The following is a 17,827-nucleotide window of genomic DNA, read 5'->3' on the forward strand; positions in this document are numbered from 1 at the left end:
CCATCCCGGACCTTTATCGATGAGTGCCGATATCCATCCATTCGCGCCGGAACAGCCGAAAGAGGCTGAGCCGAGGGCGCAGACACACCCGATGACGGAACGCAGCGTCTATCTGGACGCCTATCTCGCGCCGTTCCGGCAATGGCTGGAACGTGACTCGATCACGGAGATCATGGTCAATCGCCCCGGCGAGGTATGGATCGAGGATTCAGCCGATCCGGGCATGCGGCGGATCGAGACGCCGGAAATCACCGATACGCTGGTACAGCGCCTGGCGGAGCAGGTCGCGCGGGTCAGCCACCAGGGGATCAATCGAGAGCATCCGCTGCTGGGCGCAACCCTGCCCGGCGGCGCGCGCGTGCAGTTCTGCGGCCCGCCCGCGAGCCGTCGCCATTGGGTCATGGCAATCCGCCGCCATCGTCGGCTCGACCTGCCGCTCGACGCTTACGATTCGGGGCCCCTGCGTTCGCCCGAGCCCCCGCCGATGCCCGATCCGCAAGAGCGGCCGATCGACTATCTGCGCGAGGCGATCCGCCAGCGGCGCACGATCCTGATCTCCGGGGGAACCAGCACCGGCAAAACGACCTTTCTGAATGCGATGCTCGGTGAAATTCCCAAGAGCCAGCGGGTCGTTCTGGTCGAGGACACGCCCGAACTGCGCCTGCCCGGCGAGAACGGCGTCGGCTTGGTGGCGGTGAAGGGTGAACTGGGCGAAGCCAAGGTCACCGCCAACGAATTGCTGCAAGCCGCGCTGCGCCTGCGCCCCGACCGCGTCGTGCTGGGCGAATTGCGCGGGGCGGAAAGCGTTTCCTTCCTGCGCGCGATCAACACCGGACACCCCGGCAGCTTCTCGACCATCCACGCCAACTCCTTGCGCGGCGCGCTGGAGCAACTCAGTCTCATGGTCATGCAGACCGGGATCGGGCTGACCCGCTCCGACACGATCGCCTATGCCTCCAGCGTTATCGACGTGCTGGTGCAGCTGGGGCGCGGGCCTGAGGGGCAGCGCGGGATCTCCGCAATCGCCGAGAGTCGCGACCTGGTATGACCACCGCACCGCGCGAGGATATCCCGGCCGAACAGGGCGAGGCCCCACAAAGCCCGGCAGAACGCTATTTCAACCGCGAATTGAGCTGGCTCGAATTCAACGACCGGGTGCTGGAGGAAGCGTGCAATGCCGACTTCCCCCTGCTCGAACGGCTCCGGTTCCTGTCCATTTCCGGTAGCAATCTCGACGAATTTCTGATGATCCGCGTCGCCGGCCTGATCGGCCAGGTGCAGCGCGGGATCGAGACTCCTTCCATCGACGGGCGCACGCCTGCGCGCCAGTTGAGCGAGGTGCTGGAGCGGGTCGATGTGCTGATCGACAAGCAGCAGGCGACCTGGCGCGCGCTGCGCGACATGCTTGCCGAGGCGGAAATCCACATCGCCGACGATGAGCGCGTCGATGCGGAAGCGCATCGCTGGTTGAAGGATTTCTTCCTGACGGAGGTCGTGTCGGTCATCACGCCGCAGGCGATCGATCCGGCGCACCCGTTTCCCTTCATCGCCAACGAAGGGTTGGGGCTGCTGTTCAATGTCCGCCGGGACGGCGAAGAGCTGGTGGAGATGGTGCTGGTCCCGAGCGCGCTGCCGCGCTTCGTTCGCGTGCCGGGGGACGAGGCACTCTACATCAGTATCGAGAGCCTGATCGTGCGGTTCGCTCATCAGCTGTTCCATGGGTTCGAAGTTTGCGGCCACGGCGCCTTCCGGGTGCTGCGCGACAGCGATATCGAGATCGAGGAAGAAGCGGAGGACCTGGTCCGCACATTCCGCAGCGCGATCCAGCGCCGCCGGCGCGGGCAGGTGATCCAGCTGGAGATCGACGAAAATTGCGACCCCGCCGCAGAGGCCCTGCTGCGCGAGAAGCTGCTGATCCCAGGCGCGACCACGGTCAAGACGGACACGCTGCTGGGCATTTCTGGGCTGGCAGAGATTGTCGCGGAAGACCGCCCCGACCTGAAGTTCGAACCGTTCCAGCCGCGCTATCCCGAGCGGGTGCGCGAGCATGACGGCGATCTGTTCGCCGCGATTCGTGAGAAGCCCTTCATCGTCCACCACCCCTACGAGAGCTTCGACGTGGTGGTCGATTTCGTCCGGCAGGCCGCGGTCGATCCGCAAGTGGTGGCGATCAAGCAGTCGCTCTATCGCGCAGGCAGCCAGTCGGCAGTGATCGAGGCGCTGGTGCAGGCGGCGGAGAACGGCAAGTCGGTGACGGCCGTGGTCGAGTTGAAGGCGCGCTTCGACGAGGAGCAGAACCTTATCTGGGCCAACAAGCTGGAGCGGGCCGGGGTGCAGGTGATCTACGGCTTCGTCGACTGGAAGACCCATGCCAAGCTGGCGATGGTGGTCCGGCGCGAGGATGGCGGCTTTCGCACCTATTGCCACATGGGCACGGGAAACTATCACCCGGTCACCGCCAAGATATACACCGACCTCAGCTATTTCACCGCCGACCCCCGCCTGGGACGGGACGCGGGGCGCGTATTCAATTTCGTGACCGGATACGTGCAACCAAACAAGACGGAGCTGCTCGCCGTCAGCCCGGTCAATCTGCGCGAACGGCTGTACGAGCTGATAGAGGGCGAGGCCGCGAACGGCCGCGCGGGCAAGCCCGCCGCAATCTGGGCCAAGATGAACCAGATCACCGATCGCGAAATGATCGACAAGCTTTATGAGGCCAGCCAGGCCGGGGTGCAGATCCAGCTCGTCGTGCGCGGCATTTGCGACTTGCGGCCCGGCGTGCCCGGCATGTCAGAGAACATCACGGTGAAGTCCATCATCGGCCGTTTTCTGGAGCATGGTCGTATCTACGCTTTCGCAAACGGGCACGCGATGCCCAGCAGCCGCGCTCTGGTCTTCACCTCCAGCGCCGATCTGATGACCCGCAATCTCGATCGCCGGGTCGAACATCTGGTGCCGATCGACAATCATACCGTGCACGATCAGGTGCTGGAGCAGGTGATGCTCGCCAACCTGCTCGATAATCGGCGCAGCTGGTTCCTGGATTCCGACGGCAGCTATACGCGGGCGGACCCGGGCGAACAGCCGTTCAACTGTCACGTCTATTTCATGAACAACCCTTCGCTGTCAGGCCGCGGGGGCGCGCTCGAATCCGATCGCGTGCCCCGGCTTGCCTTGCGCAAGGGGGCTGCCGGGTGAGACTGGGGCGAAGGGACGATCGCGAGGGGCTATTTTCGGGCAACAAGCCGCATCGTGCGATCATCGATATCGGGTCGAATACGGTCCGCCTGGTCGTGTATGGCGGTGCGCCCCGCGCTCCCGGCATCCTGCTGAACGAGAAGGTGCAGGCCCGGCTCGGCCGCGACATCGGCCGTGACGGTAAGCTCGCGAAGGACGCAATGCACCTCGCGCTCGATGGTCTCGCGCGCTACCGGCTGCTGCTGCACGACCTCGGCATCGAGCGGATCGACGTGGTTGCGACCGCGGCGGTCCGCGATGCCTCCAACGGTCCTGCTTTCCTGAAGAAGGTGCGCGCGCTCGGCTTCGCCCCCCGCCTTCTTTCGGGCGAGGACGAAGCCATCGCCAGCGCCTTCGGAGTTATCGGTGCCTTTCCAAGAGCGCACGGGCTCGTCGCGGATCTGGGCGGCGGGAGCCTGGAACTTGTGCCGGTTTCGGCGGAGGCTCCCGGCGATGCGGAAAGCCTGCCGATGGGCACCTTGCGCCTCCCCGAACTCGGCGGAGGGGACCGCGGCACGTTGAAGGGCACGCTCAAGAAGGCGCTGCGGCGCTCACAGGCGGCGATGCCGGACAACGGCAATCTCTACCTCGTCGGCGGAACCTGGCGCGCGATGGCGGTGTACGCGATGGAGCGGGCGGGGACTGTTCTGACCGATCCACATGGGCTGACGCTCACCGGCGAAGAAGCGCTGTCCCTGACCCGCAAGCTGGCGCGGTCCGCCCCTGCCCGCTTGCACGAGATGCCGCGCATCTCGACCATGCGTTCGCAGATGCTGCCGGATGCCGCGGTATTGCTGCAGGTGCTGGTGAAGCGGTTCCAGCCGCGCCGCCTGATCGTCTCCGCCTGGGGCCTGCGCGAGGGATTGCTCTATTCTCAGCTGGAGCCGCATGTGCAGGCGCGAGACCCCCTTATCTCGGGAGTGTCGAATTTCGCCATACAGCGCGGCGCGCCGCCCGCTCTGGCAACCAGGGTCGCGGGCTGGACGGTCGAGGCCGCTCCGCCGCTGAGGAAAGGAGACGAGCGGCTGCGGATGGCCGCGACCATGCTTTCGCTGGCGGCGATGCAGATAGAGCCGAACCTGCGCATCGCGCAGGGTATCGAATGGGCGTTGCAGAAACGCTGGCTGGCGATCGACGACGAAGGCCGCGCGATGCTGGCGGCCGCGATCTGCGGCAATGGCAACGCCCTCGATCTGCCTGCCGAGCTGAAGCGCCTGGCCCCGGCGGAAGCGCTGGAGGAAGCGCTCTGCTGGGGGCTCGCCACGCGGCTGTGCCGCCGCCTGGGCGCGCGCAGCATGCGATCGCTGGAGGCGAGCCGGCTGTCGGTAGAAGATGGCAAGCTGGTACTGCGGCTTGAGCGCGACCGCGCCGCGCTCTACGCCACGCCGACCGAGAAGGATCTGAACCTGCTGGCGGGTCGGCTGGACCTGAAGCCCGCGATGGAGGTGGTCGACCGACTGCCGGACTAGTCGGACGGCTGTGAGGGCGCCCGTTCCCTTTCCTTGCCGAAAGGTGAGAAATCGGTTTCGGTGTCGAACACGTCCACGCCCTCGCGACGTTTCAGCCACCCGATCACCAGATAGGTCACCGGCGTCAGCACGACTTCCCACATCGTTTTGAAGAACCATTGCGACAGGACGACCTGCCACAACTGCTCGATCGGCCATCCGGCGAGGCCGTAGAAAGCGAGCGGATAGAAGATCAGGCTGTCGAGCCCCTGGCCGACGATGGTCGAGCCGATCGTGCGGCTCCACAACGCGCGGCCCTTCGTCCACACCTTCATTCTGGCGAGCACGTAACTGTTGGCGAACTCGCCGATCCAGAACGCGGTCATCGACGCGAGCACGATGCGCCAGGAATTGCCGAACACGAACTCGTAGGCAGGCTGGCCCGGCCAGTCCTTCGCCGGGGGCAGGCTGACCACCACCCACGCCATGAATGCCATGAACACCAGCGCGGCGAACCCGGTCCAGATCACCCGCCGCGCGCGGGCGTAGCCATAGACCTCGGTCAGCACATCGCCGATGATGTAGCTGACGGGGAAGAACAGGATGCCCGCGCCGAACGACCACTGCATACCGCCCGGAAGAGTAAGATAAGAAGGTTTCGACGCGCCGATTATGTTGCTGAGCAGCAGGATGGTCACGAAAGCCGCCATCACGATGTCGTAATAGCGCCAGCGATGGCGGGCGGCGGCGTTCGTTGGTTCGGGCAGGGGTTCACTCATCGGCCAACCGATTATCGCGGTTTGTCGCCGTGGCAAAGCGCGCTAAGGCCGTGCCCGCGATGCGCCCTTAGCTCAGTTGGATAGAGCGCGGGTCTTCTAAACCTGAGGTCGCAGGTTCGAATCCTGCAGGGCGCGCCACCATCCTTTGCCATCGCACCCGTGAAATTCGCGCGCACCGTACCTAGCTTTAGTGCATGGCAAGCAACACCAAGACAGCAACCGTCTATCGCATGGTCATGCCCGACCATATCTGTCCCTACGGGCTCAAGACGCTCGATCTGCTCAAGCGCGAGGGATATTCGGTCGAAGACCACCATCTCGAAACGCGCGCGCAGACCGATGCGTTCAAGGAGAAGCATGGCGTGGAAACCACGCCGCAGACCTTCATCGGCGGCGAACGCATTGGCGGTTATGACGCGGTGCGCGAGTTCTTCGGCAAGGAATCGCTGTCGAGCAAGCAAGAAGGCACGACCTACCAGCCTGTCATCGCGATCTTCGCGGTCGCGGCGCTGTTGGGCCTCGGGCTGAGCTGGTACCTCTCTGGTCGCCTGCTCACCGTGCAGGCGGCGGAATGGTTCGTCAGCCTTTCGATGAGCTTCCTCGCGCTGCAAAAATTGCAGGACGTGCGCAGCTTCTCGCTGATGTTCCTCAATTACGATCTGCTGGCGCAACGCTGGGTGCGCTACGGCATGATCTATCCGTTCGGCGAAGCACTGGCAGGAGTCCTGATGACGGCGCACGCGCTGCCGATCATATCGGTGCCGGTATCGCTGTTTATCGGCACGATCGGCGCTGTGAGCGTTTTCAAGGCGGTCTATATCGACAAGCGCGAGCTCAAATGTGCCTGTGTCGGCGGCAATTCCAACGTGCCGCTGGGCTTCGTTTCGCTTACCGAGAACCTGTTCATGATTGGCATGGGTCTATGGATGGGCGGCAAGGCGCTTGGCCTCATCACGCTCTGAACGCGGTGAGTGAGATGCCCGTCAGACGGCGGGCATCCCCTCGATCAGCTTGTCGAGCGTGATTGGATATTCACGCACCCGCACACCGGTCGCATTGTAGATCGCATTGGCGATCGCCGCGCCTGGGCCGCAAATGCCCAGTTCGCCCACGCCCTTCGCCTTCAGAGGTGCAATCACCGGATCGAGCGTGTCGAGGAACACAACCTCCTGATGCGGAATGTCGGCATGAACCGGTACTTCGTAGCTGGCGAGGTCGTGATTGGCGAAGAAGCCGAAGCGGGTGTCGACCGCCAGCTCTTCCATCAGGGCACTACCAGCCGCCATCGTCATCGCGCCGATCACCTGGCTACGGGCCGATAGCGGGTTCAGAATGCGGCCGGCGTCGCACACCGCCAGCATGCGGCGGATATGCGTTTCGGCGGTATAGGCATCCACCGCGATCTCGCAGAAATGCGCGGCATAGGTGCCAATGTCGTACCCTTGCTTGAAGTCGCCGAACTCGATCACACCCTCGGCAGTGAGCTCGCCCGCGTCGGTGAGCTGCGCGGTCTGGTCGTCATGGATGATCGCACCGTTGGCAAAGGTCGCGGTATCGCCGTCCATGCCCAGCTTCTCGCCGATCTTGCGCCGCAATTCGACGCAGGCGGCGTAGACGCCGGCGGTGGACGAAGCGGCACCCCATTGCCCGCCCGACCCGGACGAGACGGGGTAGGCCGAATCGCCCAGCTCGACCGAGACCTTTTCCAGCGGCACGCCCATGCTTTCCGCCGCAGTTTGGGCAATGATGGTGTAGCTGCCGGTTCCGATGTCGGTCATGTCGGTTTCGACCGTGATCCGCCCGTCCTTTTCCAGCCGGACTCGCGCGCCCGACTTGTTGGTGGGCCCACCGCGATAGCCCGCGGCCATGCCGATGCCGGTGAAATACCGGCCATCGCGGGTCTGGCCCGGCTTCGGATTGCGTTTCGCCCAGCCGAAGCGTTCGGCGCCTTCCTTCATGCAGCGGACCAGATGGCGTTCGGAGAACTTCTTTTCCGGATCGCTGGGCAGACTGTGGGGTTCGTTCGCGATGCGGAATTCGATCGGGTCCATGCCGAGCTTTTCCGCCATTTCGTCCATCGCGACTTCCAGCGCGAGGTGGCCGACCGCCTCGCCCGGCGCTCGCATGGCGTTGCCTTCGGGCAGATCGTTCTTCGCGACGTAGGAGGCGGCGATGCGGTTCGCGCCCGCATACAGCTTCTTGGTCTGCTGCGTGCCGTCTTCGCCGCTGTCGCCGGTCACGTTGGCGGACCAGCACTCGTGGCCGATTGCGGTGATCTTCCCATCCTTCCCCGCACCGATCCGGACGCGCTGGATCGTCGCGGGGCGGTGGGTGGTGTTGTTCGCGATCAACGGGCGCTGCAAAGCGATCTTGACCGGTCGCTTCGCCGCCTTCGCGCCCAGAGCGGCCATAACTGCATCGGCGCGCACGAACAGCTTCCCACCGAACCCGCCGCCGATATAGGGCGAATCGAGCCGGATGTTCTCGGCCGGGATGCCGAGAATGCTGCCGAGCGCCTGCTTACCCCAGTTTATCATCTGGTTGGAGGTCCACAGCGTCAGCTTGTCGCCATCCCATGCGGCGATGGTCGCCATCGGCTCCATCATCGCGTGGCTTTCGTCGGGCGTTTCGTAGGTCGCGTCGATCTTCACCGCGGCATCGGCAAAGGCACCGTCGAAATCGCCCCGCTTGCTGTCGAGCTTCTCGCCGCTGAACCCGGTGCCGATCGCGCCCCCGTCTTTGATCTTCTCAAGGTCGTAGGCACCGTCGTCGGCACGATCGTACTGCGTGCGAATGAGGTGCGCCGCCGCGCGCGCCTGTTCGAAGGTTTCGGCGACGACGACGGCAATCGCCTGATGATAATGCGTGACCTCGCGCCCGCCGAACAGCGGGGCATAGTTGAAATCGCTCGTGCCGACGGGCTTGTGCTCGGTCGCCGCGACGATCGCGATCACGCCGGGCGCGGCGCGGGCTTCGTCCAGGTCCATCGATGCGATCCGGCCCTTTGCGATGCCCGATCCGATGACCCAGCCATAGGCCTGATCGGCCGCGACATCGTGCCGCTCGTAAGCATAGGGCGCGGTGCCGGTGGTCTTTAGCGGGCCGTCGATCCGGCGGGTCGGTTTGCCGACGATCTTTGCCTTATCGAAGAGGTTCTCGCCTGCGGGTGCGGTGAATTCCATGTCGTGGCTCCGGATCAGGCTTTGGCGTCCGCCAGCACACCGGCGAGGGTGCGCTGGGCGAGGGGGATCTTGAACTTGTTATCGGCGGTAGGCCGGGCATCGGCGAAGGCCCGATCGACCACTGCCTTCGCGCCTTGCGGCAGCAGCGCCTCGGCCTCTGCCACACGCCACGGCTTGGGTGCCATGCCACCGAAGGCGACGCGGCCCGTGCCATCCGGCTGGATCACCGCCGCGACCGATACCAGTGCAAAGGCATAGGACCGCCGATCGCGGACCTTGGCGTAGAAATGCTTGCCGCCGAGTGGTTTGGGCAACGTCACATGCGTGATGAACTCACCCGGTTCCAGCACGGTCTCGATATGCGGGGTGTCGCCCCACAGGCGGTGAAAATCGCCGGCGGGAATGGCGCGGGTGCTGCCATCGGGCTTCACCGTTTCGACGGTCGCGTCGAGCACGCGCATCGCTACGGCCATGTCGCCGGGATAGGTCGCGATGCAGGCGTCGGAGGTACCGATCACCCCCAGGCTGCGTGAGACGCCGCCGATCGCGGCACAACCGCTGCCCGGCTGGCGTTTGTTGCACGGCATGTTGGTGTCGTAGAAATAGGGGCAGCGCGTGCGTTGCAGCATGTTGCCGCCCGTCGTCGCCTTGTTGCGTAATTGTCCGCTGGCACCCGCCTGGATTGCGCGGGTCAGCACGGCATAGTCCGCGCGAACACGCGGATGGGCGGAGAGCGCGGTGTTGCTGACCAGCGCGCCGATGCGCAATCCGCCCCCCTCGGTATTCTCGATCCGATCGAGGCCGAGCCGTGTCACGTCGACCAGATGGGTCGGCGCTTCGATCTCCAGCTTCATCAGGTCGAGCAGATTGGTCCCGCCGGCGATGAACTTCGCGTTCTTCGTGCCCGCGACGGCTTTCGCTGCGTCGCCGGGCGTGGTCGCACGTTCGTAGGTAAAGCTGCGCATCTCAGGCCCCCGCCACTTCGGACATGGCGTCGGCGATGTTGGAGTAGGCACCGCAGCGGCAGATATTGCCACTCATCCGTTCGCGCATTTCCATGTTGGTCGGTCGCATGGTGCCGGTAAGGTCTTCGGTCACATGGCTGGGGATACCCTTGCGGATTTCCTCCAGCGTGGCGACGGCAGAGCAGATCTGGCCCGGCGTGCAATAGCCGCACTGGTATCCGTCATGCTTCACGAACGCCTCCTGCATCGGATGCAGGTCGTCGGGCGTTCCCAGACCCTCGATCGTGGTCAGTTCGTCGCCGTCGTGCATCACCGCGAGGCTGAGACAGGAATTGATCCGCTCTCCATTGACCATGATCGTGCAGGCCCCGCACTGGCCATGGTCGCAGCCCTTCTTGGTTCCGGTCAGTTTGAGGTGCTCGCGCAGCGTGTCGAGCAGGGTGGTGCGCGTGTCGAGCTCCAACTCGTGCCGCTGCCCGTTCACGGTGAGCGTGACGCTCTCCATAGCCGACCCTCCTTTTGCCGGAGCGCCGTCGCGGGCGACGAGGCGACTGGGGCGCAAGGCAGCGCCTGCCGTCGCGGCGGTGCCCGTGAGGAGCACCCCGCGGCGCGAAATGGAGAATCCGTGTTCTTCTTGCATCGGTCCTGATCCTGTCGGGCTGGAGCGTCGCATCCGCTCCCGGCGACGCAAATCTTATACGGGTTATGCCACGGACCGGTTCCGACCCGCAACCTATTGCCGCTTTGCCTGATCCAGAGGTTCGCTTGTAACCGGGTAGCCCGCATCGTCCGGGATGCAGATCGAGCGCCGACCGCCGACTTCCCCTACGAAGGGAATGATGGGGCGCACCGGGAAATCCAGCGCATGGTCGCGCGCTTCGCCGAAGGTCGTGAAGCCAGCGAGGCGCTCGAGATTGCGGCGGGTGGGGAAGATCACCCCGATTTCGCCGCGATCGGCCATCGCCAGCGCTTCGCGGGCACTGGTCCAGAACAGGTGCGTCGCCTCGTCTTCCGCTACGGCCAGATCGACCGCCCCGGTTCCGATATCGGCCAGGTAGAAGCGGGTATCGAAAATGCGCGTCAGGCCTTCGTTCTGCGGAAACCAGCGGGCGAACGGCACGATGGTGGCGAGGTCGAGTCGCCAACCGAATCGATCGATCACCGAACCGAAAGGCCGGTCGGCGGCCAGCATCGCGCGGGCTTCGCACGCGGTGGCGGCGTCGATATCGCCCGCCACACCGATAACGAGTCCCGTTTCCTCCAGCGTTTCGCGGATCGCGGCAATCCGGTGTGCCGCTTCGTCGGCGTCGTCCGAGGCGAGCCGGTCGGCCAGTTCACGGTCCGCTGGATCGACGCGTCCGCCGGGGAACACCGCCATCCCGCCCGCGAACGCTAGCTGGCGCGAGCGCACGGTCAGCAGAATCTGGGGATCGCCGCCTCCGTGCGCATGACGGAAGACCACAACGGTGGCGGCCGGGATACCCCGCGTTGTCTCATGTCGTTCATCCACGCCCCCTCTTTGTCTTGACAGGGCCGCATTGCCAAGCGGGGGCGACGCTGGGTGTCGGGAAATTTTACAGACCGCCATTGGGGCAGCGCGCGGTTAACCATCGGAACGTGCGCAAGCGAGGGGTTTGCGAAAACTGGCATGGCCCATGCGTAGTATGGGGCACTCGAAAGTCTTCGATACGAGGCGGGATCGAATAGTCTCCCGGTCCCGCCTCCCCGAAGCTCTCATCCTCCGCCACCATCCGATATCGCAAGAACGGTTTGCCATGCGCGCGGTCGGCGGGCATGCGGCACGAAGAATGGTCACCTTCTTCAATCACATACGCCCGCTTCATTTGCTTCCGGGCCTGTTGGCCGTCCTTCCGGCGCCCGTCTTCGCGCAAGCGACCGGGTCCGATGCGAACGGTGCGGGTGAAGAGAAGGATTCCGGACCAGTCATCGTCGTCACCGGGCGCGGGTTGCAGGATACGCCGGCCACGCCCGCATACGACACCCGAACCCTCGACCGCGAGCAGCTGGTTTCGGCACCTTCGGGCCGCATCGAGGACGTGCTGTCGAATATCGCGGGGTTTCAGCAATTCCGCCGTTCGGACAGCCGCGCCGCCAACCCTTCAGCGCAGGGGGCGACGTTGCGCGCATTGGGAGGGAACGCCACCAGCCGGGCGCTCGTGCTGCTCGACGGCGTACCGATGGCCGATCCGTTCTTCGGCTATATCCCTTTCAGCGCCATTGCGCCCGATCGATTGGCGCAGGTTCGGGTCACGCGGGGAGGCGGGTCCGGTCCCTTCGGAGCGGGCGCGCTGGCGGGCACGATCGAGCTGACCAGCGCCGATGCCGAAACACTCGGGTTGGTTGGTGCCCGGTCGCTGGTGGATCAGCGCGGCGAGACGGAGACCAGCGCGACGCTCGCACCGTCCCTGGGCGCGGGCTTCGGCGTTCTCAGCGCACGGTGGGACCGGGGGCAGGGCTTCTACACGACTCCCGTCGACCAGCGCGTGCCGGCCAGCGCCCGCGCGGGTTACGATTCCCGATCGCTTCAGCTTCGCGGCGTCGCTCCGATCGGGGACGCGATGGAGATGCAGGCGCGCATGCTGCTGTACGACGATCGCCGCACGCTGCGATTCGACGGGGCCGATAGCCGGAGCCGGGGACAGGATGCGAGCATCCGGCTGGTGGGCAGGGGCGATTGGGCATTCGACGTGCTCGGATATGTGCAGGCCCGCAATTTCTCCAATGTCGTCGTCAGTTCGACCCGCTTCGTTCCGGTCCTCTATCAGCGCAACACGCCCTCGACCGGGCTGGGCGGGAAGGCCGAACTGCGCCCTCCCGTGGGCGGCGGCCACGTCCTGCGCGTGGGCCTCGACTATCGCCGTTCCTCCGGCGAACTGTTCGAGGATGCCTTGAGCGCGGTGAGCGGGCAGGTGACCGCGCGCCGCAATGCCGGGGGGCGGAACACCGATCTCGGCCTGTTCGTCGAAGACGACTGGGTGCTCGGCGATCTGACCCTGACGGCAGGCGCGCGTGCCGACCGGACCGCTATCCGGGACGGCTTCTTTACCGAGCGCGACGGGTCGGGCGGGTCGACGGTCACGACACGTTACCCTGATCGGACCAGCTGGGCCGGGTCCTTTCGCGGTGGCGCGGTGCTGCGCGTGGCACCAGGCGTGCGCGTGCGCGGGGCGGCCTATACCGGGCTACGGCTCCCGACGCTCAACGAACTTTACCGCCCGTTCGTCGTCTTTCCGGTGGTGACGCAGGCGAACGCCGGGCTGCGCAACGAACGGTCGGTCGGTTACGAAGCCGGTATTGATCTGTCCCCCACCGCCTGGTTCGATGTGGCGCTGACCGCGTTCGACAACCGGGTGAAGGACGCCATCGCCAATGTCACCATCGGGCCGGATTTGCGCCAGCGTCGCAATATCGACGCCATCCGTGCGCGCGGGATAGAGGCGAGTTCGACGTTGCGCTACTGCTCGCTGCGCTTCGATGGTTCGCTCGCCTATACGGATGCGGTGGCGCGGGCTTCGGGGGTGGCGGCGGCGCTCGACGGCAATCGGCCAGCTCAGACCCCGAGATGGGCGGCCAGCGGTACGCTCAGCTGGCGGTCCGGCGACGATGTGACGGTGGCCGCAACCGTGCGCCATGTGGGCGCGCAGTTCGAGGACGATCTGGAAACCGATCTGCTGCCCGCCGCGACGACGCTGGACATGTATGCGCGCGCCGCACTTTCGCCGCGGATATCGCTGGTGCTGCGGGCGGAAAACCTGACCGATACCCGAATCTTCACCCGCAATCAGGGCGGATCGATCGACCTGGGCGTTCCGCGAACGGTCTGGGTGGGAATCAGCTTCGGACCGTGATCGCGGCTGCACTGTCGGGATAGTTTACACCTTGCGGGGCATGTCGTCCGCCGGGCCAAGTTTCAATTTGCGCGTCCCGGTTTCCCGCCTAAGGAGCGGCCGGTGATCTCATCGGGCTATCACGCACTTCGTTTCGGCTTCCTGTGTCTCGCCGCGTTCGCGGTGGCGATGGGCGCGGCGGTGCCGCGCGGATGGATGCCCATGCGCGGTGCCGATGGCAGTTTCGCGGTCACCATCTGCTCAGAAGGTCTGACGCCGACCGAGCAGGCCGTGTTCGCCAAACATGCACGCGCGATGATGGCAGCGGCGATGGGGCATGGGGGCCACGAGCCGACGAAGCCCGACAGCATGTCGAAGCACTGCCCCTATGGCGTTGCCGCGCACACCGCCACGTTCGCTCCCCAACCCGATATCGACGTTCCCACGCCTGCGCCTGAACAGGCAATTTTCGCGGCCTTGCCGCCGGTCTCCATCGGCCAAGGCCTCGCGGCCCCCCCTCCGCCGGCAACCGGACCACCCTCGCACACCTGATTTCCTTGTTCCGGCGTCCACGCTTCGTGCGGCGCCTATCGATGTTATCAATCAGGGTGTATCCATGCCGTTCAATTATATTTGCCGCGCGCCGCTGGGCGTGTCGGCCCTGCTTCTCGTATCCTTCCCCGCGCTCGCCGAAGACCCCGCCGAGACACCTGCCGACGAAAGCTCCGGCCCCACGATCGTGGTCACCGGCACGCTCGACAGTCGCGATCTGCAGTCGCTCGAAACCCCGGCGCTTGGCATCGCGATCGATGCCGACCAGATCCGGGCTATCAATGCGATCAACAGCGAGGACGTGATCCGTTACGCGCCCAACCTGATCGTCAGGAAGCGTTATGTCGGCGATGCCAACGCCACGCTTTCCTTCCGCAACATGCACACCACGCAGACCCCACGCGCGCTGGTGACGGTCGACGGGTTCCTCATCTCGGACTTCCTCGGCGCCGATTTCGATACCGCGCCCAAATGGGCCGTGCTCTCGCCGACCGACATCGCGCGGGCGGAGATCATCTACGGGCCGACCTCGGCGCGCTATTCGGGCAATTCGCTGGGCGGGGTGCTGCGGCTGGAGACCGCGCCGGTGCGCGAGAACGCGATCCGCCTGGGCGCGCAGGGGTTGTATCAGAACTACCGATATTACGACACCGACGAGGATCTGTTCGGTTACGCGCTGGATGGGCAGGCGGATGTCGCGCTGGGTTCGCGCGGGGGCGTCTCGGTCGCCTATCGCCACTTCGAGAATCAGGGTCAGCCGATGCAGTGGCGCACTGTCGCGCCCGGCACGCCCTATGCCGGCCAAGCGATCGTCGACGACGCGCTCGGCTTCCCGCTGCGCATCGCGGCGCAGGACAGCGTGGTCGACAGCGTCGAGGACCAGATCCGCGTACGCGGCAATTACGACCTCGGCGGGGGCTGGGAAGCGCGTGGCCTTGCCGCGCTGCTGCTCGATGCCGAAGACACCACCGATCCCCGGAGCTTTTTGCGGGACGGGGCAGGCAACCCGACATTTGTCGGCATAGCGGGCGTCACACGCGGGCAGACGCGCAGCGACGAATTGCTGACCGGTCTCGGACTGTCCGGCGAAGTTTCGGGTTGGAGTATCGATCTGACCGCCAGCCGGTTCGAATTGCTGAAGGATCGCGGTCGGCAGTCCGACGGGGTCGATGTCGTCACGGGGATCATTCCCGACAGCGGCATCGTCACCGACAAGGACGCGCATTGGACCAGCCTCGAAGCTTCGGCCGAGCGGAGCTTCGGCCCGCATCGGTTCGCGCTGGGCGCGTCCTATGCGGGCTATGCGGGCGAGAACCGTACCGGGGCAGTCACCGACTGGCGGGGGGGCGTTCCCGCGTCCATCCGCAATTCTTCGGGCGGCGAGACGCGTCTGATGGGTGTGTTCGCGCAGGATGCCATCGCTCTGACCCCTATGATCGAGGCGACGCTCGGCCTGCGCTACGAGAGCTGGCGCGCGAGCGACGGTTTCCTCAGCAATGGCGGCACCCGGGTCGATTACGCTTCCCGTTCGCACGATGCGCTGTCGCCCAAGATCGCGCTGACCTTCCGCCCGGACGATGCGACCGAGCTGGTGGCTTCGGCAGCGTGGGCGACACGTTTTCCCACCATCGGCGAGCTCTATCAGGCGAGCCTCATCAGCTATGGCCCGAACGTCGGCCAGATCGATCTCGACGGTTTCGATCCCGATTTGAAGCCGGAACGCGGGTTCGACTTGCAACTCACCGGATCGCGCCGGTTCGGCAATGTGAAGCTTACGCTCAGCGGGTTCCGGCAGGCGGTCGACGATACGCTGTTCGGGCAGACCATCCTGGTGCCGAGCCCGACCGATCCCGATGTACCGGTCAGCCAGTCGCTGATCACCAATATCGCAGAGGTCGAAACCTATGGGGTCGATTTCATTGTTGCGGCGGAGGACTTGTTCATTCCCGGTCTGTCCTTCGACGGCAACGTATCGTGGATCGATGCGAAGATCACCGACAACCCGCTCAATCCGACGCTGGAGGGCAATCGCTTCCCGCGCGTGCCCGAATGGCGGGCGAACGCTTCGCTGCGCTACGCCGTGTCGCCGATGCTCGATCTGGCGGCGAATGTCCGCCACCAGAGCACGCCGGAACGCAATCTGGAAAACAGCGCCAGCTCGCGCTGCGACACCTATTATTGCGTTTCGCCGTTCACCTTCGTCGATCTGAAATCGAGCATCCATTTCGGTCGCTTCGATCTCGATTTGGGTGTCGACAACCTGCTGGATGAGAAGGCCTTCGTCTTCCATCCCTATCCGGGCCGTACTTTCGTCGCGAGTCTGCGTTGGAAGGGAGGTTTCTGATGGCCCGCGCCACCGCCAACCCCGGCGCGACTGCGCCTAGGCACGAACGCTGGTATCGCACGGTGTGGCGGTGGCACTTCTATGCCGGGCTTTTCACCATTCCGTTCATCCTGTGGCTGTCGGTGACGGGCGGAATCTACCTGTTCAAGCCGCAGATCGAGGGCTGGATCGACCGGCCCTACGACAATCTGGCGGCGGCAGGTGCGCCTGCGGCTCCGTCCAAGCTTGTCGAACGCGCCGAGGCGGTCGTGCCGGGATCGGTCCTGCACCGGTTCGTCATGCGCGAAGGGCCGAACGATGCCCAGCGGATCGTGGTCGGCGTGGGCGCGGAGGAAACGCGGGTCTATCTCCATCCCGTTACCGGCGCGGTGCTGAAGACCGTGGGCGAAGAAGACCGGCTGATGCGCGTGATCTTCCGCCTCCATGGCGAACTGATGGCGGGACGCTGGGGCTCGACGCTGGTGGAGCTCGCCGCGAGCTGGGCGATCGTGATGCTGCTGACGGGCCTGTTCCTGTGGTGGCCGCGCGATCGAGCCGGGATGGGCGGCGTGCTCTACCCCCGGCTGCGGCGATCGGGCCGGGTGTTCTGGAAGGACCTGCATGCCGTCACCGGCGTCTGGGTTTCCCTGTTCGCGGTCCTGCTGATCCTTACCGGGCTTCCCTGGGCGAAGAACTGGGGCGATTACCTGGCACTGGTGCGAGAGACGACAGGGCAGGTCGACGGTCCTGTCGACTGGTCGCGCGGGTCCGATGCCGATGCGCGCGAGCGCGCGGCGCTCGATCGACAGAGCCGCACCGCACTGGGTCCCCATGCCGAACATATGGCGGCTGGCTCCGTCGCGATGGACGGGTCGCGAGCTGGTGAGCTGGATCGGGTGGTCGCAACCGCGTCACTTCTCGGCCTATCGGCCCCGGTCGAGATTACGCCGCCGAAGGCGGGATCGGAACGCTGGAAGGCGCAGTCGAACGTCGCCGACCGGCCCGAACGCGAGACGGTCGAAATCGACGGTCGGACCGGGGCAGTGGTCGGACGCCAGGATTTCTCCCGGCACCACTGGATAGATCGCCTGGTCGGATACGGCATCGCGGTTCACGAAGGTGCGCTGTTCGGCCTCGCCAATCAGCTTCTGGGCCTGCTGACGCTGGTCGCTCTCGTCACGCTGGCGATCTCGAGCATCGTCATGTGGTGGCGCCGGCGACCGCAAGGCCTGCTCGGTGCACCACCTGCGAAAGGCGCGATCCGACATAGCGCAGCTTTGGTCGCTGCGGTCATCGCGCTTGCCTTGCTGGTCCCCTTGTTCGGCCTGAGCCTCGCCCTGGTGACCCTTATCGAACGAACGATCCTGAGGAAGCGGCTTTCATTGCGGCGGATTCTCGGGCTGCGTTCGGCGTAGGAACACTCAGCGGATTGGAATGCCCTATGGCTGACCCCAAAACAAACCGCAAAGGCCCGCCGACCATCTCTTCTA

The 17,827-nt window shown here is 65.3% G+C and carries 13 protein-coding genes and 1 tRNA gene; 9 read left to right on the top strand and 5 right to left on the bottom strand.

All coding sequences use genetic code 11. From position 1 onward, the window contains the following. Positions 1-19: 19 nt before the first annotated feature. Genes virB11 through MKP08_RS06505 form a run of 3 tightly spaced genes read left to right on the top strand, consistent with a single transcriptional unit; the run spans position 20 to position 4,709 of the window. Positions 20-1,048 (top strand): P-type DNA transfer ATPase VirB11, encoded by a 1,029-nt coding sequence (gene virB11, locus MKP08_RS06495; RefSeq protein ID WP_373418072.1) that lies wholly within the window; start codon positions 20-22, stop codon positions 1,046-1,048. Further along, positions 1,045-3,201, top strand: a complete 2,157-nt coding sequence (locus MKP08_RS06500; protein ID WP_241555393.1) for an RNA degradosome polyphosphate kinase — start codon at positions 1,045-1,047, stop codon at positions 3,199-3,201. Before virB11 ends, MKP08_RS06500 begins: the two co-directional genes overlap by 4 nt. Then, on the top strand, positions 3,198-4,709 hold the full coding sequence (locus MKP08_RS06505; RefSeq protein WP_241555394.1) for a Ppx/GppA family phosphatase: 1,512 nt from the start codon (positions 3,198-3,200) through the stop codon (positions 4,707-4,709). Before MKP08_RS06500 ends, MKP08_RS06505 begins: the two co-directional genes overlap by 4 nt. On the opposite strand, the gene MKP08_RS06510 is transcribed toward MKP08_RS06505, so the two are convergent. After that, the gene (locus tag MKP08_RS06510) at positions 4,706-5,467 is read right to left on the bottom strand and encodes a queuosine precursor transporter (RefSeq protein WP_241555395.1); all 762 of its coding nucleotides are present in this window, start codon (positions 5,465-5,467) and stop codon (positions 4,706-4,708) included. The genes MKP08_RS06505 and MKP08_RS06510 overlap by 4 nt on opposite strands. Before the next feature lie 61 nt (positions 5,468-5,528). Between MKP08_RS06510 and MKP08_RS06515 the strand changes: the two genes are divergently transcribed. Then, positions 5,529-5,605, top strand: a tRNA-Arg gene (locus MKP08_RS06515). A gap of 56 nt (positions 5,606-5,661) precedes the next feature. After that, a complete protein-coding gene (locus MKP08_RS06520) occupies positions 5,662-6,429 on the top strand; it encodes a glutaredoxin (RefSeq protein WP_241555396.1) in 768 nt (255 codons plus the stop codon). Between the two features lie 21 nt (positions 6,430-6,450). Here MKP08_RS06520 and paoC read toward each other — a convergent pair whose 3' ends face one another. The 4 genes from paoC to MKP08_RS06540 all read right to left on the bottom strand — a co-directional run bounded on the left by paoC (position 6,451) and on the right by MKP08_RS06540 (position 11,124). Next, positions 6,451-8,649, bottom strand: a complete 2,199-nt coding sequence (paoC, locus tag MKP08_RS06525; RefSeq protein ID WP_241555397.1) for an aldehyde oxidoreductase molybdenum-binding subunit PaoC — start codon at positions 8,647-8,649, stop codon at positions 6,451-6,453. Positions 8,650-8,663: 14 nt separating this feature from the next. Further along, positions 8,664-9,614 carry a xanthine dehydrogenase family protein subunit M gene (locus MKP08_RS06530; protein WP_241555398.1) on the bottom strand — a complete coding sequence of 317 codons (951 nt, stop codon included), beginning with the start codon at positions 9,612-9,614 and terminating at the stop codon, positions 8,664-8,666. Position 9,615: 1 nt separating this feature from the next. Further along, on the bottom strand, positions 9,616-10,254 hold the full coding sequence (gene paoA, locus MKP08_RS06535; RefSeq protein ID WP_241555399.1) for an aldehyde dehydrogenase iron-sulfur subunit PaoA: 639 nt from the start codon (positions 10,252-10,254) through the stop codon (positions 9,616-9,618). 93 nt (positions 10,255-10,347) lie between these two features. Beyond that, positions 10,348-11,124 carry an NUDIX domain-containing protein gene (locus MKP08_RS06540; protein ID WP_241555400.1) on the bottom strand — a complete coding sequence of 259 codons (777 nt, stop codon included), beginning with the start codon at positions 11,122-11,124 and terminating at the stop codon, positions 10,348-10,350. Between the two features lie 298 nt (positions 11,125-11,422). Between MKP08_RS06540 and MKP08_RS06545 the strand changes: the two genes are divergently transcribed. The 4 genes from MKP08_RS06545 (at position 11,423) to MKP08_RS06560 (ending at position 17,752) form a co-directional block, all read left to right on the top strand. After that, a complete protein-coding gene (locus MKP08_RS06545) occupies positions 11,423-13,483 on the top strand; it encodes a TonB-dependent receptor (RefSeq protein ID WP_241555550.1) in 2,061 nt (686 codons plus the stop codon). A gap of 102 nt (positions 13,484-13,585) precedes the next feature. Further along, on the top strand, positions 13,586-14,014 hold the full coding sequence (locus tag MKP08_RS06550; RefSeq protein WP_241555401.1) for a DUF2946 family protein: 429 nt from the start codon (positions 13,586-13,588) through the stop codon (positions 14,012-14,014). Positions 14,015-14,078: 64 nt separating this feature from the next. Then, positions 14,079-16,358 carry a TonB-dependent receptor gene (locus MKP08_RS06555; RefSeq protein ID WP_241555402.1) on the top strand — a complete coding sequence of 760 codons (2,280 nt, stop codon included), beginning with the start codon at positions 14,079-14,081 and terminating at the stop codon, positions 16,356-16,358. Next, positions 16,358-17,752, top strand: a complete 1,395-nt coding sequence (locus tag MKP08_RS06560; protein ID WP_241555403.1) for a PepSY domain-containing protein — start codon at positions 16,358-16,360, stop codon at positions 17,750-17,752. The genes MKP08_RS06555 and MKP08_RS06560 overlap by 1 nt, the downstream gene beginning before the upstream one ends. Positions 17,753-17,827 lie beyond the last annotated feature (75 nt).

The sequence above is a fragment of the Erythrobacter sp. LQ02-29 genome (assembly GCF_022576075.2).
Classification (GTDB): domain Bacteria; phylum Pseudomonadota; class Alphaproteobacteria; order Sphingomonadales; family Sphingomonadaceae; genus Alteriqipengyuania.